Genomic DNA, 22,686 nt, shown 5'->3' on the forward strand with positions numbered 1-22,686 from the left:
ATGACTAGACTTGATTAAAACCCATTGTCGAAAATTCAGTGGGGGTTTTGTGGTAAAACTCTTTGAACACAATCGTAAAATACGAGGGGGTTTTAAAGCCCACTAGATAAGCTGTTTGGGAGGGCGTGTGGCCCGACCGAAGCAGGTCAGCGGCTTTGCGAAGACGGTACTGACGGATCAATTCGTTAGGAGCCAGTTGAACGAGACTGTGGATTTTTCGGTAGAGCGTTTTTCGGCTCATGGCTACCTGATCGGCTAACCAATCGACGTCGAGCGAGGAATCGCCAAGATTGTCTTCCAGGAGTTTATAGACCCGATGCAGAAAAACATCTTCCACTACGTTAATCGGGCTGGGCATATCGGGTTGGGCAAACTGCTGCCGATAATGATCGCGCAGTTTGTGCTGATGCGACAGTAGGTTACGTAGTCGCAGGTGCAGTTCGTCCAGGTGAAATGGCTTGGACAGGTAATCATCAGCGCCTTCCTGGAGCCCGTCAATACGGCTCTGATGGGCTGCTTTTGCCGTCAGCAATATCACCAGAATATGGTCCGTATCGGGATGGTTTTTGATAAGCCTCGTTAATTCATAGCCATCCATACGGGGCATCATAATATCCGAAATCACGATATCAGGCAGTTCGTCCTGGGCCAGTTGCCAGCCCGTTTCGCCATTCGTAGCCCGCAGTATCCGATAGGTTCCTGCCAGTTCACCAGCCAGAAATTCACGTAGCTCGTCGTTATCTTCGACCACCAGAATCGTTTGCCATTCATCACCCGATCGACTGTCAGCAGGAACGGGAGTTAAAGGCGTTCGATCATCCATGGCGGGGTGTAGGCTGCCGGGTAAAACAACCGCAGGAACATCCGTAGTAGCGGTTACCGCCTGCACTGGCAATGTTACCACGAACGTAGTGCCCATGTTCAGTTGGCTATCGACCCGGATTTCACCACCAATCAGCTCAATCAACTCGTTGACAAGCGCCAACCCAATGCCAGTGCCTTCATACGCACGAGTACGCGAATTGTCTACCTGATAGAAACGATCGAAAATGTGCGGCAGTTTCTCCGGGGAAATGCCAATACCTGTGTCGGCAATACGAATCTGCACGGCAGATACCTTACCCATAGCCGAAACGGGCGTTAGCGCAACCGTTACCTGCCCACCTTCTCCGGTAAATTTCAGCGCATTCGACAGCAGGTTGGTTAAAATCTTTTCCCATTTATCGGCATCGAAAAGCTGTTCCTGGAGTGACCCTTCCTGTGAATACAGGAGAGTTACCCCTTTCTGATCAGCCTTTTGCCAGAACGGCTCAACGACCTGACAGACAAATTCGGGTACGTCTCCCCGCATGAGTGATACTGTCATGTGATTGGCCTCCAGCTTAGACAGATCCAGTAGCTGGTTAATAAGCCGGAGCAGTTGGTTCGCGTTACGTTGCACCAGCGCCAGTGTCTGTCGGGTTGGCAGGTCGAACTGGCTACTCTGTAGCAGTTTCTCAACTGGCGATATAATCAACGATAAAGGGGTGCGAAATTCATGGGTGATGTTGGAGAAAAACCGAGTTTTCAACTCGTCGACCGTCTTGAGTTGCTCGGCCTGTCGGCGGTTGAGTTCTAACTCCTGCTGCTGCCGAATCCGGTTCGTATACACCCGGATATAGCCCCAGATGGCGCCACCCACCAGCAACGCATAAAGGCTATAGGCCCACCAGGTAGCCCACCACGGCGGCCGGATGACCAGTTGAAGAGACGCTGTCTTTGTCGTCCAGATGCCATCGCTGTTGGCAGCTTTTACCCGCAAGGTATAGGTCCCGGGCGATAGATTCGTGTAGTTCGCCAGATGGCGGTTGCCATTCTGCACCCAGTTTTTGTCGACGCCCACGAGTTGATAGGCATACTGGTTGCGCTCGGGTTGCGTGTAGGCTAGCGCAGCAAATCCGATCGACAGGAAGTTTTCATCGTGATTTAGTGTAATAACGCTGTCTGTGATGAGTCGAGGCTGGTCCATCACGTTTAATTCGGTGATGTAGACGGGAAATGGCCGGGTATCGTCGCGAATACTGTCGGGATTGAAATAGACAATGCCATTCAGGCTGCCGAAAAAGAGCCGGTTATCCTGTTTAAAAACCGCATTTCGCAGGAAATCGTTACTAGCCAAACCATTGGTTGTCTGATAATTGCGGACAACTTTGGTTTGCAGATTAACCCGGCAAAGTCCTTTATCGGTACTTAGCCACAGATGGCCGGCATTATCGCTCGTGATCCCTAAAATATTGTTACTGGGAAGACCATCCCGAGTGGTAATGGCGGTAAATTGTCCTGTTTTAGCCTCGAACCGATTCACGCCACCCTGCTGAGTGCCGACCCAGATTGTACCGGCTTTATCTTCATGGATCGTCATGATGTCGTCACAATTCAATCGACTTTTTGGCCCGGCGGTGTAGTGTGTGAATCGACCGCTACGTGGATTCAGACGGGCAATTCCTTTTTTTCGGAACGGGATCCACACGTCGCCGGTCCGGCTTACGAGCAAGCCCCAAACGTACTGGTCAGGCAATCCATTGGGGTTACTGGCGTCATATTTATAGTATTTGTAGGTATGCGTGCGGGGGTTAAACGACGCAATACCGGAGGCTGGCGAAATATATCCACCAATCCATAGTTCACCCGTTGGCGCACGACTCGCGTATTCGGCGGGTACGTCAGAAGGATAGCTGTCGTAACGTCCCGTTGCCCGATCAAAATGGTATAAACCAGACCAGGTTCCCAGCCAGACACCGTCTGCATCATCAGGCACTAATGCCTGCGTATAATTTTTAAAATGATCGCTGGAGCCCAGGGTTTCGACCGGTATTAATTGCGAACGGTGATTGAGCGGACGGTATACGTTATAGCCATTACTGATCCAGAAATGCCCTTTTGTATCAGGCAGAAAAGACACAACTTTATTTTCGGGCAGGTTGGACGTGCCTCGATTGGGTCGCACCTGAAAGGTCATAAATGGCTTGGTATTTACGGCCTGCCGATCAATACCGTTGTCGGTTCCTACCCACAGTGTACCCACCCGGTCATGATAAACGGTCTGGGCGGTATTGCTGCTGATTCCCTTTGGCGCATTCGGATCGGGATGATACGTAAAAACCTGATTTCGAATTGGGTTAACCCGCTGCAAACCAGTGGTTGTGGCCATCCAGATCATACCCTGTGCATCCATATGGATGGAGTTCAGAAACGTAAATGGATTGATTTGCCCATTCGGATTATAAGGCTCCAGTTGCCAGGGCCGACGACGCATATCCAGTCGAAATAAGCCATAACCGGCATTGGCCGTAGCCATCCAAAGGACTTGTTGCGCATCCAGGTAAAACGCTATAAACGTAGGCTGATTAGCCTTATTTACGCCTGGCACGGGAACTGGTGTATACCTGCCCGTTGACCGGTCTAATACGTATAAGCCCCGGTAGGTTCCCACCCATAAGCGGTGCTGAGGGTCTTCAAAGACCGTTTTAATCGACGCTTCGGGATCGGGTGCCGGAAAAAGTGTAAACCGGTGTACGGCGGGTTCATAGCGAGCCACACCGCCTAACGTACTGACCCACAGCACATGCCGGCTGTCTTCAAAAATAGAGTGCTGGTAATTCCATTTATCCGCATTGCTGGCCCGAATGGGGTGAGGGGTAACCCGTCTGGTCAGTTTATCAACCTCATGCAGGCCGCCCTGCGTGACTACCCAAAGTCGATTTTGATGGTCCTCACATAAACCCGAGATCTGGCTGTTCTGAAAACTGTGAACCGGGTCGTTCAGTGTGGGCTTTAACGTAGTGAATGTGTAGCCGTCATATTTGTTCAGGCCATCGTTGGTACCAAACCACATGAACCCTTCCCGGTCCTGAAGGATGCAGTTAACCGAATTATTGGAAAGGCCATCTTTAACGGACAGATGATCAAATTGATTGAGTGCAGGTTGCTCCTGCTCCGTATTGACTTTATCAAAACGATGGAGTTGGGCGAATCCCGGCACACCGGGAATCAGCAGGAGCAAAAACAGATAGGGTCGCACCGTAGAAGGTAGCTTAAGATTTTGCGAATCAGGAATTATGTAACGTATTACCGACCCATTTTCCCCTGCTTATCAATGCCCCATCCACCTTAAGCAGGCTGATTTAAATAGTCGAACAAATGTAGAGATTGTATTCGTTTTTACGTACGGTGAATATATCAGGTTTCTGGCTAGATGTCCGTTTTCTTTGAGCGAACGGCATAGGGCAAGGAGCAAGGAGCATGGGGCATTGGGCATAGGTAAACTTGCTGTCGGACTCCCCCTGCGCTCCTACCCTATGCCCCGAGCCCCATGCCCTATGCTATACGTGCCAAACACGCCTGTCCCAAACCGTACGCTGACTGTCCAGTTTCGGACAGTCAGCGTTTATCCATTTCTTCAAAAACGCCTGTTTCGATAAAAGAGCAAGCATTTTAAGTTCTGGCAAGGCATTTGATCAGCAAACATAGAACTAATACAACCCTATGAAACGGACCTACTTAGGCGAGTTTGAAGAGATTGTTCTCCTCACGGTTGCCGTGCTGGACGGGCAGGCGTATGGCGTAGCCCTCACGCACGAGATCATTGAGCAGACTGGCCGCTCGGTACGCCTGAATCAGATTCATGCGGCTTTGCAACGGCTGGAAGACAAAGGCATGGTGAAATCCGAAATGGGTGAACCTACGGCCGAACGCGGTGGTCGACGCAAACGACTGTTCACGGTTACAGCCTACGGTCGGCGGACGTTGCAGGAAATTCAGGAGGTACGGGTGAGTTTATGGCATCGGATGCCGGACCCGCTCAATCCGGCCATGAGTTTATGAAGACGAACCCACACCGAAATCAATCCGGCGGATCGCCACCCCGATGGGCGGACCGGCTGTTGGCCTGGTTTTGTACCCCCCAAAAACTGGAAGAAATTCTGGGGGATCTGCACGAGGAGTTTGCCTATCAGGCAGGCCGCGTTGGTGTGCAGCGTGCCCGACAACTTTATGTACAGGAGGTGATGGGCTTTATAACCGTTTTTCCGTCGAAGCAGACCCCCGATTCCGTTTTTTTCACCTTTTTACTCCATCCCGATATGCTGGCTAATTACCTAAAAATCGCTCTTCGCACCCTTTGGAAAAACAAAGTGTATTCGGGAATAAACGTAGCGGGACTAGCCATTGGACTGGCCGCCTGCCTGGCCATCGGCCTGTATATTCTTGACGAGTTTACCTATGATCGGTTCAATACTCATTATGACAATATTTACCGAATTGTTGAAAAGCAAAAACAAGCCAACGACCTCTACAACGTAGCGGTGACACCGGGCCCATTGGCCGCGACCCTGACAAAAGACTTTCCGGACGTTCTGCAAACTACCCGCGTTGGTCGCTGGAGTGGTGCACTGACCCACGGACGTAAGGCTGTCGAGGCCGATAATATGTTTTTTATTGACCCTTCCTTTTTTAGCCTGTTCACGTATCCGCTGGTGCTGGGGAATGTCAACAACGTCTTTCTGAGTCCCGATGAAGTCATTATCAGCGAGTCGATGGCTGAACGCTTTTTCGGCACAAACTGGGCCAGGACGTCAATACTTGGCAAACCGTTTAAACTCAACAGTGACCATACCCTAACGCTGGTGGGCGTGGCTAAAAATCCGCCCGAACATTCTCATTTACAGTTCGATGTATTGTTGCCATTCAAGTACCTGGAGCAGTATGATGCCTGGAGTATGAAATGGAATAGCAATAGTTACCATACCTATATCCGGTTACGTCCGGAAACAAATCTGGCTTCCTTTACCAACAAAATTCAGTTACAGCTAAAGCGATACACCAATGAAAGCGGAACGACGCTGGGCCTGCAACCGCTTCGCGACATTTATTTAAAATCAACCTTCGACTTTCAAACCGATTGGGGCAAACGTAGCAACATGCTGTATGTCCGGATTTTCCTGACCGTCGGGCTGATCGTTTTATTGATTGCCGTCGTCAACTTCATCAACCTGGCTACGGCGCGGGCCAGCCAACGTGCCCGTGAGGTAGGTGTCCGAAAAACAATCGGCGCACAGCGGTCAAGTCTGGTCGTGCAGTTTCTGGGCGAATCATTTTTATTGACTAGCCTGGCCGTTGTCGGGGCACTGCTGTTAATGCAAAGTCTGCTACCCCTGTTTAATAGCCTGTCCGATAAAAGCCTGAGCTTGCCCTATCAGGACGTACGTTTCTGGGGTACCCTCCTGGTCCTGACGGTATTCGTCAGCCTGCTGACCGGCTTGTATCCCGCGTTCTTCCTATCGTCGTTCCGACCTGCCCGCGTACTGAAAGGTGTCTTTACGATAAAAACTGGGCAAACCTTTCGGCAGTCGCTGGTTGTCGGACAATTTGCGCTATCTATCGTGCTGGCCATTGCCACAGTGGTCATTTACCAACAGCTAAATTTCATACAAACCAAGAAGTTGGGTTTCGACAAATCGCAATTACTTTATGTCCGGCTCAAAGGCGATTTACGGGCTAAAGCCTTGTCAATCAAACAGGATATTCAACGTCTGCCAGGTGTTGCGAACGTATCGACAACGACCAGCAATTTGGTAGATGTCATGAATTCGGGCACGATTGAGTGGCAGGGACAAACGCCTAAAGATGAGTTTTTGATCACGAACATGAATGTCGACGCCGATTTCATGAACACAACGGGCATGTCGCTGGCGGCTGGGCGCAATTTCTCGGCTCAAATTACGTCTGATACCGCTTCGAAATTAGGTAGTTACCTCATCAACGAATCGGCCGCCAAACGAATGGGCTGGACACCGGCGTCGGCGCTGGGCAAGACCATCAAATTCTGGGGTATGGACGGGAAAGTCGTTGGCGTACTCCGGGATTTTCATTTTCGACCGTTGCGCGTAGCCATCGAGCCCTTCATTTTCCGATTCCGCCCCAAAGACTTTTATTTCAACCTGCTGATCAAAACCCAGCCGAATGCGGTACCACGTACATTGGCTGACATTGGGAGGATATACAAAACGTATGACGCCACATTTCCAATTAGTTACGGGTTCGTGGATCAGGATCTGAACACACAATACCGGACCGAGCAGCGCACCGGCCAAATCGTTCTGTATTTCTCCATACTAGCCATTCTGGTTTCCTGCCTTGGCCTGTTCGGACTAACAACGTTTACGACGGAGCAACGTATCAAGGAAATTGGTGTGCGGAAGGTACTGGGCGCGTCGGTGAGCAGCATCGTTACGCTCCTCTCCAAAGACTTTGTTAAACTCGTCCTGATCGCGCTTTTGATAGCCTCTCCCGTTGCCTGGTGGGCCTCCAAAGTCTGGTTGCAGGATTTCGTCTATAAAATTGACGTCGAATGGTGGGTCTTTGCCCTTGTCGGCATCCTGTCTATCAGCATTGCGCTACTAACCGTCGGTTTTCAAAGTGTGAAAGCCGCCCTGATGAACCCAGTCCAATCACTACGTAGTGAATAGCAGGGGGCGCCGGGGTAAGGGACAAAGGCGGTCCGTCGTCACGCGGTCCGTCGTCACGGTAAAGGCAAAACCTACCCCACGCCCTCTGCCCATACCCCCATGCCCACGCCCTATGCCACACACCCCGCCCCGCTTCGCCGACTGGCTCCTCAAACGGTTCTGTGCCCCCCACCGATACGAGGAAATCCAGGGGGATCTGCACGAAGAGTTTGCGTATCAGGTCCGCCGGGTTGGGGAACGGCGGGCCCGCTGGCGCTACGTAATGGATGTACTCGGATTCTTCAAACCCTTTGCTCTTAAACGAAAACCTACTCTCCACTACAGCGGAGAATCATCATCAGCTTATTTTCTCACTCCTGCTATGTTACGCAACTACTTCAGAACCGCCTGGCGCAATTTGTTAAAAAATAGATTCTATTCGCTGATCAACCTGACGGGGCTGACGGCCGGGCTGACCATTGGTATTTTGATTCTCCTGTGGGTGCAGGATGAACTTAGTTTTGATCGTTTTCATCGGCAGGCATCGGTCATTTACCGGCTCGAAAACCGAGTCGGCACCGGAAGCAGTCAACAGATCTGGACGACCACCGTAGCCCCGATCGCCACTTTCGCCAAGCGAGAAGTTCCGGAGGTAAAAGATGCCGTTCGCATAGCCTACAATGGCGGGTACACGCTGTTTAAGTACAAGAATAAAGTTTTCAATGAAGAGCATTCGTACTACACGGACCCAACCTTGTTTTCAGTATTCGATTTTAACCTGATCCAGGGAAATCCAGCAAAGCCCTTTTCAGACAATAACTCCATTATTCTTACCGAAACGACTGCCAAACGCTATTTCGGGGATGAAAACCCGATTGGAAAAGTGCTGGCAGCGAATGACAAGGCCAGCTTTACGGTCAGTGGCGTTATCCGCGACTTCCCGAAAAACTCAAGCATTCAGGGCGACATGTTTCTGCCCATATCCCTCCTGTTCAAAAACATGTATGCAGGAAACCGTGAAGGGAAAAATATGGATAACGATTTTGCGCAATTCAGTTACGATACGTATCTATTACTGCAACCGGGCGCTTCCATAGGCAAACTAGCCACAAAACTGCGTACCATTCACCTCCGAAATAAACCGGATGATACCGACCTGACCTATCTGTTGCAGGCGCTACCCGACATGCACCTCTACAAAGCCGACGGCACCAATGGCGGCATCGAAACGGTCAGCATGTTTTCCATCATTGCCCTGCTGATTCTGGCCATTGCCTGCATCAATTACGTCAATCTTTCCACGGCCCGTTCGCTGCTACGATCAAAAGAGGTGAGTATGCGTAAAATCGTTGGGGCGGCACGGGCGCAATTGTTTCTGCAATTTCTGGTTGAAACCGCACTGCTCTTTTCACTGGCGGCAATCCTGGCGATTGGCCTGATGTATGTGCTCCTGCCGACCTACAATACGTTGTCGGGGAAGAAGCTCGCCCTCGACTTTTCCGACTACCACATCTGGCTGGTTATCGGGCTGACGATTACGGGCACTTTACTGCTGTCGAGCATTTACCCGGCTGTGCTGCTCTCCTCGTTTGAGCCACTTAAAGCGCTGAAAGGCAAAGTATCGGCCCGCCTTAGCGAGGCTTCGTTCCGTAAGGTTCTGGTGGTAACTCAGTTTGCTGTTTCGGTTATTCTGATGGCTGGTACGTTCATCATTAGCCACCAGCTCCAGTACATTCGCTCCAAGGAATTAGGCTACGATAAAACCCATGTGTTCGCTTTCTTCATGCGCGGCATGGGCAAACATTACGACGCCGTGAAGGCTGAATTGCTGGCCCAGCCGGGCGTAACGGGCGTTACCCGAGCGAATTCCAATATTGTCCAGATTGGCCAGCAAACCGGTGATAACGATTGGGACGGCAAGGAACAAGGCGAAACCATGATGATGCGCCCCCTTGCGATTGACAAGGACTTCATTCCGTTCTTTAAAATGAAGTTACAGCAGGGCGCCAATTTTACGGGATCAGTAGCTGATTCCCTGCATTTTATCCTGAACGAAACCGCCGTAAAGGCCGCCCGCCTTAAAAACCCGATCGGCAAACGGTTCCGGCTCTGGAAGCACAATGGAACCATTGTCGGCGTTGTCAAGGACTTTCATTTTGCGTCGATGCGTCAGAAAATAGAGCCCTCTGTCTTCTATTATGCGCCCAACGACATGAATGGAATTTACATCAAGACAACCGGCAAAGATGTCGACCGGGCCGTCGCGGTTGCGCAGCGTTCCTGGAAACAGTACAACACCGACTATCCGTTCGACTATTTCTTTTTGGACGATTTATTCAATAACCTCTACAAGTCGGAACAGCAGACGGGATTCCTGTTCACCCTTTTCGCGTCCATTGCCATCCTGATCTCCTGCCTGGGTTTATTCGGCCTGGCGTCATACACGGCACAGGTACGTACCCGCGAAATTGGTGTTCGTAAAGTACTGGGGGCCAGTGTATCGGGCATCATTCAGCTGTTAGCGAAGGATTTTGTCAAGTTGGTCATAATCGCGATTATCATTGCCGTTCCCGTTGCCTGGTATACCATGAGCCAATGGTTGCAGGGTTTTGCCTATCGAATCGAGGTTCAATGGTGGATGTTTGCCCTGGCGGGTTTGTTGTCGTTAGCCATCGCCCTCTTGACAGTCAGTTTTCAGAGCATTAAGGCGGCCCTGTTGAACCCAGTCCAATCACTACGTAGTGAATAGCAGGGGGCATGGGGGTACGGGCCAAGGGCGGTCCGTCGTCACGGTAAAGGCAAAACCTACCCCACGCCCTCTGCCCTACCCCACACACCCTATGCCACACACCCCACCCCGCTTCGCGGATCGACTGCTCAAATTTTTCTGCGCTCCTCACCGCTTGGAAGAAGTGCAGGGCGATTTGCACGAGGAGTTTGCGTATCAGGTTCGGCGGATTGGCGGGCGTCGGGCGCGGTGGCGCTACGTATGGGATGTGATCGGATTTATCAAGCCATTTACTATCAAGCGTGAACGAGCTGAGTACCTGAACCCAACAAATACGGATATGCTACGTAACTACCTGACAATCGCCTGGAGAAACACACTCCGATATCAACTAAACAGTACGCTTACAATCGTCGGTCTGGCGTTAGGACTGGCTTGCTGTTTACTCATTATTCTTCACGTAAAAGAAGAAATAAGTTACGATAAAGGCTTTTCCAAAGCAGATCGCATCTACCGGATAACGTCGGAGAATATTGGGGAGAAAAACCGCCAGTGGGCAGCTACCTCGCCTATTTTGGGGGTGGAGATGCAGCAACAAATTCCCGCGATTGAGCGTGTGGCCCGATTTCACCGCCCCTATCCCGACCGGGTGTTCAGCTACAGATCAGCCGGTGGGGAGTCAAGGCATTTTGAAGAGAAAAGCGGTTATTTCGCCGACTCAACGGTGGTGGATGTGTTCGACCTTGCCTTTGTGAAGGGAGATACCCGAAGGGCGCTCAACCAACCCGATGCGATTGTGCTGACGGAGGCCTTAGCGAAAAAATATTTTGGCGATGAAGAGCCGCTGGGAAAACACATACAGGATGACCTTGACAAGCGCCTGCTGACCGTAACGGGCGTGATTAAGCCGTATTCATTCCCAACGCATCTGCAGTTCGATTACCTCATTTCAATGGTTACATTCTACCAGAATACGGACAAAGAAACACTGGAAAACCGAGGATGGGCGGGCTTTTATAACTACATATTGTTGAACAGCAATACGTCGCGTTCGGCCGTGGAAGCGCGCATTCCCGAGTTTATGGTGAACTTCTACGCGGCAAAAGGAGAAACCAGAAAAGAAATCCTGGCTACCCGAAGAACGTCAATTCAGCCTATTACCGATATTCACCTTCGATCGAAACTGGAGAAGGAAATGAGCCCTAATAGCGACATTACCTGCGTATACGTTTTTTCGATTGCCGCCTTATTTATTCTGTTGGTTGCTGCGGTAAACTTCATCAACATGGCTACTGCCCAGGCCTTTAACCGAATGAAAGAAGTTGGTGTACGGAAAGTGCTTGGTGCTCGCCAAGTGCAGTTGATCCGGCAGTTTCTTGGCGAATCATTCATTCTGACACTGGCCGCTGCTTTATTGGCACTCCTATTATTCAGGCTGGCCATTCCGTTTTATAACGAACTGACAACCAAGAACCTCCGATTTGGCCTGTTGTTCACTCCCCAGAACGTAGCAATTATGGTCCTACTTGCTGGCCTGATCAGCTTAGTGGCTGGTTTTTACCCCGCCTGGTTCATTTCTAATTTTGAACCGGTTAATTCACTGAAAGGAAAGCGCAATTCGGCCTCGTCAGTTAACGTGGTGCGAAAAGGGCTAATTGTCTTTCAGTTTACAGTCTCTGTTTTCATGATTTTCGGAACCATTGTGGTGTACCGGCAAATGAAGTTTTTCCGGAGCAAAGACCTGGGTTTCGATCAGGAGCAAGTCGTAGCCGTAAAGCTCTACGGGAAAGCCATGTGGGACAAAGCCAATACGATTCAGGAGGAGTTTCAAAAGAATGCCGCCATTACCAGTGTGGCCCGAATTTCTACGCTGCCCGGCGACCGTTTCAGTACAGATATGCTTACCCCGCTGGGAAGGTCCGAGGATGCGAGTCAGATGCGATTTATGTGGGCCGACGAGAATACGCTTCCTGCGCTCCAGATCGGGATGAAAGCTGGTCGAAATTTTAGTAAGCGAGCCGACAACGCTCATTTTCCTCTTATTCTTAACGAAGCAGCGGCTAAAGCGCTAAAATTAGATTCGCCTGTTGGCCAGAAAGCTGTTGCCCTAGGGGATACAGGTGAGATTGTTGGTATTGCAAAAGACTTTAATTTTGCGTCTCTTCATACTACCGTAGAGCCCCTGGTTATCGTTCAGAAACCTGACCAGACAAACTACTTTTTGCTGAAAATCAAAGGTGATAAACTGGCAGAAACCTTACAATCGGCCCACGCTACGTTAGCCCGACTATCGCCCGAAAGCTTGTTCATTTATACGTTTCTGGATGAAAAAATGGCTCGCCTGTACGATTCGGAACAACGGGTCGGTCATGTGTTGAATGTGTTCGCCCTGTTTGCCATTTTCATTTCCTGCTTAGGGTTATTCGGTTTGTCTGCCTACGCGGCTCAATTGCGAACGAAGGAAGTGGGCATTCGAAAAGTACTTGGCTCGACCGTTTCGGGCATCATCGTGTTACTATCCAAAGACTTCCTTCAGTTGGTCGTAATCGCTACGTTGCTGGCCTTACCCATTGCCTGGTGGACCATGAATCGATGGCTGGAAGGATTCGCCTATCCAATTTCCATTGACTGGTGGATGTTTGCCCTGACCAGCGTAGTAACAATTTCAGTAGCTATATTAACGATCAGTTTTCAAAGCATTAAGGCGGCTCTGATGAATCCGGTGAAATCGCTACGTTCTGAATAGCAGCGGGTCAGGGGCACCAGGTAGACAAATTCGGTGAAACGTTTTAACAGGCGACTACAATCTGTAGGCATGAAGCAACGAAAAGAAAGTTTTGTCGTCTTTGCGGCATACCCTTCTTCAATCACCCAAGATCATGCTTCACAACTACATCAAAATCGCCTGGCGCAACATTGCCAAAAGCAAAATATTTTCGTTCATCAATGTGCTGGGTCTGGCGCTGGGTATGACGAGTAGTCTGCTGATTCTGCTCTGGGTGCAGGATGAACGTAGCATTGACCAGTTCCATGCCAATGGCTCCCGCCTTTATCAGGTCATGGAAAACCAGCAATGGACGGGGAATGAAACAAGCACCACAACCGCCACCCCTGGTCCATTGGCCACCGCCCTTAAAGCTGAAGTACCCGGCGTTGAACGTACGGTCAAGATTACCTGGACCGAGGAACATCTGCTGGCTGTAGGCGAAAAATCATATAAAGAAAAAGGCCGCTTTGCCACCACGGATTTATTCCAGATTTTCTCCTTCCCATTGGTGCAGGGCAACCCGAAAACTGCCCTCGTTGGTCCAACGTCAATCGTTATTTCGGAAAAAGTAGCCCTGAAGCTGTTCGGCCGGACAGATGTTGTTGGTCGCACGATTCGCATCGATAACAAAGACGACCGCCAGATATCAGGCGTTTTGCAGGACATTCCCGAAACCTCGTCGCTGAAGTTTGATTTCGTGATGCCCGAAGAGCCGTATGAAAAACAGAATGAATGGCTGACCAAGTGGGACAATAACGGCATCCGCACGTTTGCGCTCCTTCACCCCACGGCCGATGTGAATGCCGTGAATGCAAAGATTCTGAATATGGTTCGACAGCACGACAAAAAGGTGACAACCATCACTACGTTCCTGTATCCCTATCAGCATACGTATCTGTATTCGAAATTTACGAATGGCCAGCCCGATGGCGGACGTATCGAGTATGTTCGCCTGTTTACCATCGTCGCTATTTTTCTGCTGATCATTGCCTGCATCAATTTCATGAATCTGGCCACCGCCCGTTCGGCCAAACGGGCAAAGGAAGTGGGGATTCGGAAAGTGGTTGGAGCCGAACGATCGTACCTCGTCGGCCAATTCGTTGGTGAAGCGATCCTGATGGCCCTTATGTCCCTGCTGATTGCCGTGATCCTGGTTCAACTGCTGTTACCACTTTTCAATACGTTAACCGAGAAACACATGGCCATTCAGTACGCGAATCCGCTGTATTGGCTGACTGTGCTGGGGCTGGCCCTGGCTACGGGCATTATTTCGGGGAGTTATCCGGCGTTGTTCCTGTCGGCGCTTCAACCCGTGAAGGTCTTGAAAGGGACATTACGTTTCAAAGCCGGAGCCGTGTTGTTTCGACAGGGATTGGTCGTCTTTCAGTTTTCGCTGTCCTTACTGCTGATTATCGGTACGCTGATTGCAGGTCGACAGGTGGATTACATTCGCACAAAAAACCTTGGCCTCGACCGGGAGAACGTAGTGTATATGAATCTGGAAGGCGACTTGCCCAAGCATTTTGATACCTTCCGGGAGCAGCTGCTTCAATCGCCGGGTATTCAGGCCGTATCTTCATCCAGCAACAATCCGCTGGAGATCAGCAATTCAACAATTGGCGTCGAGTGGAAAGGAAAACCCGAGGGCGACAAGACGCTTTTCACGCAAATGGCGGTCAGCTATGATTTTTTAACGACGATGAGAATTAGGCTATTAAATGGCCGGGACTTTTCGAAGGATTTCGCCACGGACAGTACAAACTACGTCGTTAACGAAGAAGCAGCCCGGCGAATGGGCATGAAAAATCCCGTAGGTCAGGACCTGAAATTCTGGAATAAGCCCGGCAAAATCATTGGCCTGATCCGGAATTTCCACCTGAATTCATTACGGGTTGCCATTGAGCCACTTATCCTGCGGCTGGATTCCACCAACAACATGTTGCTGGTCCGCACGAAGCCCGGCCAGACCGAACAGGCGGTGGCCAGTATGGAGCGACTGGCGAAACAGTTTAATCCAGCCTATCCGTTTGCCTACCGATTTGCCGATGAAAGTTTTAAGGAGCAGTACAAGAGCGAAACCCTGGTCGGGAAGCTGGCCAACTACTTCGCCATCATCGCGATATTCATTGCCTGTCTGGGCTTGTTCGGCCTGGCTATGTTCACCGCTGAGCAACGTACTAAAGAAATTGGTGTTCGTAAAGTGCTGGGCGCATCCGTTGCCAGCATCGTTGGCCTGCTGTCAAAAGACTTTCTGAAGTTGGTCATGATAGCGATCCTTATTGCATCGCCTTTAGCGTGGTATACGATGCACCAATGGCTGGAGGATTTCGCCTATCGAATTGATATTGACTGGTGGATCTTCGCGGTGGCGGGGCTGCTGGCGGTTGGTATTGCCCAACTGACGGTGAGTTTCCAGAGCATCAAAGCCGCGCTGATGAATCCCGTCAAATCACTACGTTCCGAATAAGGTAGAGACCGCACTGGCAGACCGGCATAGTTGCGTCTTCCATGCGTCAGCCTCTCTTATAAAAACGCATCCTAATCCAGGTTCAGCACACTGGAGTAAGACGGCGTGTCCATAACCCAGCCAGATCCTTTACGATACTGGTGCCATTCCCGTGCTTTATAGTTGTACACGAACCCTTCCAGAATACCGTAATTTTCTTCATCAATCAGGGCGAGCTACTTTCTTCAAATCGAGCTTCAAGCCTTCCAGATGACAAACCTCTACAATGATCGGGCTTTCGCCGGTTTCGTTATCGTACAGCAATAAATCAGGGACGGGCGGTCCGTCGTTACGGCTGGCTCTGGTCTCGTCAATCATGGTTTCTGGAAAAGGCTCCAATTGAATTGTCCCCTCAACGTAGTAAAGCATGCCCAAGCGAGTGTTGAGCTTACTGATGATGCGCTGATGGTCTTTGGGACCATAAACGCTCATGTCATCTTCGTGGACAAATGAATAGTCGAACGTTGGTTTCGATGGGTACATCGCCTGTTGGTACGTGTGTAATATTCCAAAGATAGGGGAAGCGAAGGTATTAACCAGCGTACGGAATCGACTCATACTGCCATCCATACAATTCAGATAAGGAAAACCGCACTTCAAATAAGTAAGCATTTTCCCTGTCCCCTATAGCTCTCATCTTTGCCCACGTAAACGACAAACACAAACAGACAGCCTCTCTTTAAAAACCCCTCATTAACCAACAAACAAATGCTAGCCGAACAATCCACATTAACCCAGATTAATGGGCTACGCGCCTATCAGGGCGGCTTTTTTCGGGTACTTGTTTCACCCCAGCAAACCGATGGCAGTCTCGCCATCATTGATATTACCTTACCCAAAGGCAGTGAGCCACCCAGGCACCTTCACACCCGCGAAGATGAAACGTTTTACATCATTGACGGCCGCGTACAGTTCGAGATTGGCGATACTTTAATCGATGGTAAAGTTGGGCAGGCCGTATTCGCTCCGCGTAATATTGAGCACCAGTTTACTATCCAGACGGATAAAGCCCGGATGCTTAGTGTCATTACGCCCGGCGATTTCGTCAACTTCTTTTTGGAGTTCAGTCAGCCAATTGCCGACGAACCGATTAATTTACAAGCTCCGCAAGGCCCACCACCCGCCGACGTAGTAGCCCAATTGGTTTCACGCCTGACTAGCCGTTTCGGTGCGCAGTTTGTATAAATCAGCCTATGAAGCAACTGGTTAAACCCGTAGGTCACTGTGATCTACGGGTTTATTTTTTATCCAGTCCCGAATAAACTCTCCGGAAACCAATCGAGCCCTGTCAATTGTTGGCCTACTATTGGGTAATTTTACCGACACATTAAATCGGAGGGCTTTGAACCCTCGCAGATCGCAAAATGAGCAAGCACGGACGCATTCTGGTCGCTATGAGTGGCGGCATTGATTCCTCACTGGCAGCGGTTATGCTGCATGAAGAGGGCTACGAGGTCATTGGCATGACCATGAAAACCTGGGACTATGCGTCTTCGGGAGGCACAAAAAAAGAAACCGGCTGTTGCAGCCTGGATAGCATCAACGATGCCCGCAACATTGCCGTAAGCCTTGGTTTCCCACACTATATTCTAGATATCCGGGAGGAATTTGGGGATGCCGTTATCGATCATTTCACGGGTGAATACCTCGAAGGCCGGACACCAAACCCCTGCGTTATGTGCAATACCCACATCAAATGGGATGCGCTGCTCCGGCGGGCTGATCGGCTTGACTGTGAATCGATTGCAACCGGACACTACGCCCATATTCGGGAGGAAGCAACTGGCAGATTTGTGCTTTCGAAAGGTATTGATACATTAAAAGATCAATCGTACGTATTGTGGGGCGTTTCGCAGGCGAGTTTAAGCCGGACGAAATTACCACTTGGTCACTTGCGAAAATCAGAAATCCGGGAAATGGCCAAAGAGCGCGGTTTCATGGAATTAGTCACCAAATCGGAATCCTACGAAATCTGTTTCGTACCGGACAACGACTATCGTGGTTTTCTGAAACGACGCATGCCGGGTCTGGAAGCCGACGTTGCCGGAGGGAATTTCGTGATGGAAGGCACCGGTAAAATTATGGGCAAGCATCAAGGCTATCCTTTTTATACCATTGGCCAACGAAAAGGCTTGGGTATGGCTTTTGGCCAACCCATGTTCGTGACCGAAATTCGAAAAGACACGAACGAAGTTGTATTGGGCGTAGATAAGGATCTATTCCGGGACGGCATGATTGTCAGCAAGCTGAACCTGCAAAAGTACGATCAGCTTACCGGTCCATTGGAAACCGTCACGAAAGTGCGCTACAAAGACCCAGGCACCCCAGCAACGATTTCGCAACAGGGCAATACAATCGAAGTACTTTTTCAGGAAGGTGTTTCAGCCATTGCACCCGGTCAGGCAGCCGTGTTTTACGAAGGCGACGATGTAATTGGTGGTGGTTGGATTATGAAAAGTTTCCGTCAGGCCGATGGTCCACAAATCGACCATTTTGCCGATCGGAATCGATCAACAACTACCGTTGAACTAGGTAACTAATACCAAGAGCACCAGGTCGTTACGAAGGTTCACTTGTATACCGATAACCCCGAAATGGACAACGTATCGTTGCCTATTCCGGGGTTATTTACCGTTTACTCAGTTCTTTTGGCAGGCGTGTGGTTATTTGCTTACTTACAGACAGTTAGCTCTAATTCACCCATACCATGAACAGCCTCTCTCTTTCCTCTGTCCGCAACCCGGACCCCATCAAACTTAATCAACGGGAATTTCGGTTTATTCAGTTAGCCTGTTCCGAATTAACCTATGTCCAGATTGCTGACCAAATGAATGTCAGTCCCCGTACTGTCGACGGCTACCGCGAATCGCTTTTCGGAAGAGTACACGTCAAAAGTCGGGTTGGGCTGGCGTTGTGGGCGGTCAAAGTGGGGTTAGTTGTGTTGTAAACGGCGTCATGAACAAAGAATCCTGATTACATACCTCGTAGCCGGAGTATATAATCAGGATTCTTTGTTCATGACACTCCGAATGTAATCGTGTAATCGCGCAACAGGTTTAAAAATCAGCTTTCCGGCACAATTCCTTATCTTGCTAGCTGTTTTTTATACGCATATGATCCCGACCCCTATTCGCGAGATTGCCAAACTAATTGACCACGCGCTGTTGCATCCTACACTAACGGATGCAGAACTTCGTGCGGGTTGCGAACTGGCTCTGACCTATAACGTAGCATCGGTTTGCATCAAACCCTATGCCGTTTCGATGGCGTCCGAACACTTAGCTGGCTCTGACGTATTGGTCGGGACAGTCATTGGTTTCCCGCATGGTTCAAACTCGATCAGCCTTAAAGTAGCCGAAACTATTCAGGCTTGCCGCGATGGAGCTGTCGAGATTGATATGGTTGTTACTATTGGCAAGGTACTGAGTGAGGACTGGGCGTATGTGAAGGCTGAAATCCAGGCTGTTCACGAAACGTGCCGGGCCGAGAGCGCCATCCTGAAAGTAATTTTCGAGACTGATTTCCTTCCTACCGATTCGCTCAAAATTCGACTCTGCGACATCTGCACAGACGTCGGTGTCGAGTTTGTAAAGACCTCAACGGGTTTTGGCTTTGTGAAAGGGCCGGGAGGTACCTATGATTACGTTGGGGCTACCAAACACGACCTGGAGCTAATGCGTAAATACATAGGGCCAAGGGTTCAGGTCAAAGCATCGGGTGGCATTCGTACCCTGGATGAGTTGCTGCGTGTAAAAAAAACAGGGGTCACCCGAGTTGGCACGTCGGCAACCGTGGCTATTATGACCGAGGCTTATCACCGATTCGGCCATGTGGTCCCAAGTTTATTAACTCCAATCAGTGGCGGATCGAATGAATATTGAAACGTATCAATGATTCGCCGATCTATACATCATTTATCATTCATAATTCATCATTATTGAGAAATGCTCAATCTCGGCTTTGTGTCGGCCATCCTGGCTGATTATGACCTGAATGGGGTCTTACGTTTTGCGTCTGAACACAAATTCAAATGCGTTGAACTGATGTGCTGGCCCAGCGGAAACGCCGATGCCCGTCGGTATGCCGGCGTAACCCACATAGACGTTGACAACCTGAATGTTGACCAGATTCACACGCTGACGCGGCTCTACCATGTGTCGATTTCGGGGCTGGGTTATTATCCGAATCCTCTCGATCCAAACCCGGAACAAGCCGAATTCTACCGCGAACATATCAAGAAACTCATCCGGGCTGCGGCAAAACTGGGCGTCCCTGTTGTCAATACGTTCATCGGCCGTAATCCCTCCCTGAACATCACCGATAATCTGAAGCAATACGCTGAACACTGGCCCGCCATCGTGAAAGTGGCCGAGGAGTGTAATGTAAAGATTGGCATCGAAAACTGCCCCATGTGGTTCACAAACGATGAATGGCCCGGCGGCAAGAACCTGGCCACTACGCCCGCCATCTGGGATCGGATGTTCGACATTATTCCGTCGCGGGCGTTGGGTCTAAATTACGATCCCAGCCACCTCATCTGGCAGATAATGGACGAAGTGAAGCCCATTTACGATTACCGGGATCGCCTGCATCACATTCACCTGAAAGACGTTAAGCTCTATCGCGATAAGTTGAACCAGGTGGGAATCATGGCGAATCCATTGGAATACCATTCCCCCAAACTTCCGGGCCTGGGCGATGTTCGCTGGCGGGAGTTTTTCACAGCGCTTACCGATGTTCGCTACCGGGGTCCGGTTTGCATTGAAGTTGAAGACAAAGCATTCGAAGGCAGCCCCGACGATGTGCAAACCGCCATTCTGACCGCCCGGAATTACCTGAGCCAGTTTTTGGTGTTGTAACCTAATCAGATTTTTTTCGTATATTCATCAAAAACACAACTATGGTCGTGACTGCCCCTCTAGCAGAACAGATTACCGAACGGCTGAAAAATGAAGCAGTGGTCTTTATTGCCGCTTCGCTAGATGAATACTGGAACGTACTGGATGAATTGGGCGAAGAACCATTTCCGGTTGAGTACGACATCGAGTATATAAACGGGCAGATACGAGCACAGATTGGCATGGCAAGCGACAGACACGAGACAATTGTAGCGAATGTTATAAGTACACTACGAGCAGTATTCTACGACCTGCCGAACACCCGCGTAATGGGCAGCAATAAATTGGTATACGTACCAGCCTGCGAATTAGCCGTCAAGCCCGATGTGCTGGTCATGAGCGAAGAGAGTCAACTCTTACCCCGTAAGGGTCAGGAGTCAGGCATTACAAACCCATATCTGCTGGTTGAAGTCCATTCCGACTCAACGTATCGGGAAAATAGGCACGTTAAGCTACGCTGCTACAAACAACTCGAATCCGTACAGTATATTATTTACATTGAACAAGGCGTACATTTTGTTTCGATGTATACCAAACAACAGGATAGTCGCCACTGGCTCAATGAAGATTATGATACGCTCGACATGGCGGTCAGCATCGGCGAGTTTACCATTTCAATGAAGGATATATACCACAAAGTGGTTATGAATACCCGTGCTACAAACGCTTAACGAACTCGATACCGATCTTTTCCTGTGGCTCAATGGTCGCTACACACCCTGGCTCGATCCAATCATGATCGGGATCACGGAACGTAACACCTGGATACCATTTTACGCACTGCTGGTCGGGTGGTTAATATATACACATCGCCGACAAGCTGCCGGCCTTATACTCACCATCATTGCGGCTGTAGCTGTGGGTGATCAACTTTCTTCATCTGTCTTTAAACCCCTCACCCACCGGCTACGGCCCTGTCATACGGCGGCTATTCAAAAAGTAATGCATCCAGTCATGGAGTGTGGTGGTCAATATGGATTCGTGTCATCACACGCAGCCACTACGTTTGCGCTGGCAACTACTCTTTGGTTATTGCTTGGCAAGCAGTATCGCTGGCTAAGATGGGGTTTTTTATGGGCCGCTGTTGTATCGTACAGTCGCATCTACGTAGCTGCCCATTACCCACTCGACGTATTGGCCGGAACAGGTGTTGGGGTCTTAGCGGCCTTTTTTTGCGTAGCTGTTTATCAAAAAATAAGGCGACGTTCGTCTGTTTCGAGTGATCATTAATCGTACTCATGTGCGAAACATTGACGAACAGGGAGCAAACTGCCCATTTTTTCCGTACCTTTGCGGAAAATTTGTGCGGCACTCATGGCATCGTTTAACCCGGTTAAGATTTTTTCTGGCACTCAATCTACGTATCTGGCCGAAAAAATTGCCCATTACTATGGCAAAGACTTAGGCGGATACACCTGCCGACGGTTTAGTGATGGGGAGATGTCGCCGAGTTTTGAGGAATCGGTTCGGGGTTGTGATGTATTTTTGATTCAATCGACCCCCCCTCCGGGTGATAATCTGCTGGAACTGTTGCTGATGGTGGATGCCGCTCGCCGAGCGTCGGCCCACTACGTCACCGTCGTCATTCCGTACTTTGGCTACGCCCGTCAGGATCGGAAAGACAAGCCGCGCGTGTCGATTGCTGCGAAGCTGGTCGCTAATATGCTGGCTGCATCCGGTGCTGACAGACTGATGACGATTGACCTCCATGCGGGACAAATTCAGGGATTTTTCGATTTCCCGGTAGATCATCTGGAAGGAACATCGGTTTTTGTGCCGTATATCAAGAGCCTGAACCTGGAAAATCTGGTAGTTGCCTCGCCGGATGTGGGCGGTGCCAACCGGGCCCGAACGTTCGCGAAGCATTTCAACGCCGACATTGTGCTCTGCGACAAACACCGCAAACGGGCCAACGAGATTGCGTCGATGCAGGTTATTGGCGACGTTGAAGGGGCTAACGTAGTACTGGTGGACGATTTGATCGACACGGGTGGTACGATGGCCAAAGCCGCCCAGATTATTCTGGACAAAGGTGCTTTATCCGTTCGGGCTGTTTGTACGCATCCGATCATGTCGGGGAAGGCGCATGAAAACATCGCCAATTCGGTGTTGGATGAGCTGGTTGTGGCTGATACCCTGCCATTAAAGCAATCTAACGATAAAATTAGAGTGTTGTCGGTGGCCGAATTATTTGCCAAAGCCATTGGCCGCATTCGTGATCATGAATCTATTAGTTCTCTGTTTATAAAACAATTGTAGTACCGGGCGTCCATGTCCGGGTATCATTCATATTTTTCGGCTGA

General features: G+C 50.0%; 15 protein-coding genes. 13 read left to right on the plus strand and 2 right to left on the minus strand.

Annotated elements, in window-relative coordinates:
- Positions 1 to 4 precede the first annotated feature (4 nt).
- Entirely contained in the window at positions 5 to 4,060 is a 4,056-nt protein-coding gene (locus tag ACYVEA_RS30875; RefSeq protein WP_461117230.1) for a hybrid sensor histidine kinase/response regulator transcription factor, read from the minus strand.
- Positions 4,061 to 4,524: 464 nt separating this feature from the next.
- Between ACYVEA_RS30875 and ACYVEA_RS30880 the strand changes: the two genes are divergently transcribed.
- The 5 genes from ACYVEA_RS30880 (at position 4,525) to ACYVEA_RS30900 (ending at position 15,446) form a co-directional block, all read left to right on the plus strand.
- A complete protein-coding gene (locus ACYVEA_RS30880; RefSeq protein ID WP_461117231.1) occupies positions 4,525 to 4,863 on the plus strand; it encodes a PadR family transcriptional regulator in 339 nt (112 codons plus the stop codon).
- Entirely contained in the window at positions 4,860 to 7,505 is a 2,646-nt protein-coding gene (locus ACYVEA_RS30885; protein ID WP_461117232.1) for an ABC transporter permease, read from the plus strand. Before ACYVEA_RS30880 ends, ACYVEA_RS30885 begins: the two co-directional genes overlap by 4 nt.
- A 112-nt stretch (positions 7,506 to 7,617) precedes the next feature.
- On the plus strand, positions 7,618 to 10,233 hold the full coding sequence (locus tag ACYVEA_RS30890) for an ABC transporter permease (protein ID WP_461117233.1): 2,616 nt from the start codon (positions 7,618 to 7,620) through the stop codon (positions 10,231 to 10,233).
- A 91-nt stretch (positions 10,234 to 10,324) separates the two neighbouring features.
- Positions 10,325 to 12,958 carry a permease prefix domain 2-containing transporter gene (locus ACYVEA_RS30895; RefSeq protein WP_461117234.1) on the plus strand — a complete coding sequence of 878 codons (2,634 nt, stop codon included), beginning with the start codon at positions 10,325 to 10,327 and terminating at the stop codon, positions 12,956 to 12,958.
- Positions 12,959 to 13,091: 133 nt separating this feature from the next.
- The gene (locus tag ACYVEA_RS30900; protein WP_461117235.1) at positions 13,092 to 15,446 is read left to right on the plus strand and encodes an ABC transporter permease; all 2,355 of its coding nucleotides are present in this window, start codon (positions 13,092 to 13,094) and stop codon (positions 15,444 to 15,446) included.
- A gap of 201 nt (positions 15,447 to 15,647) precedes the next feature.
- Here ACYVEA_RS30900 and ACYVEA_RS30905 read toward each other — a convergent pair whose 3' ends face one another.
- The gene (locus ACYVEA_RS30905; RefSeq protein WP_461117236.1) at positions 15,648 to 16,043 is read right to left on the minus strand and encodes a hypothetical protein; all 396 of its coding nucleotides are present in this window, start codon (positions 16,041 to 16,043) and stop codon (positions 15,648 to 15,650) included.
- Between the two features lie 150 nt (positions 16,044 to 16,193).
- Between ACYVEA_RS30905 and ACYVEA_RS30910 the strand changes: the two genes are divergently transcribed.
- From ACYVEA_RS30910 to ACYVEA_RS30945, 8 genes are all read left to right on the plus strand, one after another.
- Complete coding sequence (locus ACYVEA_RS30910; protein WP_461117237.1) at positions 16,194 to 16,670, plus strand: cupin domain-containing protein; 477 nt, start codon at positions 16,194 to 16,196, stop codon at positions 16,668 to 16,670.
- Positions 16,671 to 16,849: 179 nt separating this feature from the next.
- The gene (gene mnmA / locus ACYVEA_RS30915; protein WP_461117238.1) at positions 16,850 to 18,025 is read left to right on the plus strand and encodes a tRNA 2-thiouridine(34) synthase MnmA; all 1,176 of its coding nucleotides are present in this window, start codon (positions 16,850 to 16,852) and stop codon (positions 18,023 to 18,025) included.
- Between the two features lie 167 nt (positions 18,026 to 18,192).
- Positions 18,193 to 18,432: a response regulator transcription factor gene (locus ACYVEA_RS30920; RefSeq protein WP_093833591.1), complete on the plus strand. Its 240-nt coding sequence runs from the start codon at positions 18,193 to 18,195 to the stop codon at positions 18,430 to 18,432.
- Positions 18,433 to 18,598: 166 nt separating this feature from the next.
- Positions 18,599 to 19,366 (plus strand): deoxyribose-phosphate aldolase, encoded by a 768-nt coding sequence (gene deoC / locus ACYVEA_RS30925; protein WP_461117239.1) that lies wholly within the window; start codon positions 18,599 to 18,601, stop codon positions 19,364 to 19,366.
- A gap of 63 nt (positions 19,367 to 19,429) precedes the next feature.
- Positions 19,430 to 20,344, plus strand: a complete 915-nt coding sequence (locus ACYVEA_RS30930; protein ID WP_461117240.1) for a sugar phosphate isomerase/epimerase family protein — start codon at positions 19,430 to 19,432, stop codon at positions 20,342 to 20,344.
- 41 nt (positions 20,345 to 20,385) lie between these two features.
- Positions 20,386 to 21,054, plus strand: a complete 669-nt coding sequence (locus ACYVEA_RS30935; protein ID WP_461117241.1) for a Uma2 family endonuclease — start codon at positions 20,386 to 20,388, stop codon at positions 21,052 to 21,054.
- The gene (locus ACYVEA_RS30940; RefSeq protein ID WP_461117242.1) at positions 21,038 to 21,613 is read left to right on the plus strand and encodes a phosphatase PAP2 family protein; all 576 of its coding nucleotides are present in this window, start codon (positions 21,038 to 21,040) and stop codon (positions 21,611 to 21,613) included. Before ACYVEA_RS30935 ends, ACYVEA_RS30940 begins: the two co-directional genes overlap by 17 nt.
- A gap of 84 nt (positions 21,614 to 21,697) precedes the next feature.
- Complete coding sequence (locus ACYVEA_RS30945; RefSeq protein WP_461117273.1) at positions 21,698 to 22,642, plus strand: ribose-phosphate pyrophosphokinase; 945 nt, start codon at positions 21,698 to 21,700, stop codon at positions 22,640 to 22,642.
- The last annotated feature ends 44 nt before the right edge of the window (positions 22,643 to 22,686 follow it).

This window comes from Spirosoma jeollabukense (assembly GCF_054777855.1).